The sequence below is a fragment of the Neisseria sp. HMSC064E01 genome (assembly GCF_001808875.1).
Lineage (GTDB): Bacteria > Pseudomonadota > Gammaproteobacteria > Burkholderiales > Neisseriaceae > Neisseria > Neisseria sicca_A.
Genome location: NZ_KV794952.1, coordinates 1 through 209 on the forward strand (window position 1 = coordinate 1; position 209 = coordinate 209).

1 pseudogene is annotated in these 209 nt (G+C 54.5%); it reads right to left on the minus strand.

Annotated features, from left to right (window positions below):
* Positions 1 to 209 (minus strand): annotated as a pseudogene (locus HMPREF2572_RS09560) (calcium-binding protein); the annotation flags it as partial.

A 209-nucleotide genomic window follows, 5' to 3' on the forward strand; every position in this document is an offset into this window, starting at 1 on the left:
TAAAGATAGTCGCGATCATCGCCGCCCATCAGTAGGTCGTTACCGTCCATGCCGTAGAGCGTGTCATTTCCGCGCCCACCGCTTAAGCGGTTGTTACCGCTGTTGCCTGTCAGGGTGTTATTTGAGTTGTTGCCGAAACCGTAGTTGTTGTCGTAGCCTGTCAGCGTCAGGTTTTCGACGTTGGTTGGGGCGGTGTAGGAAACGCTGCT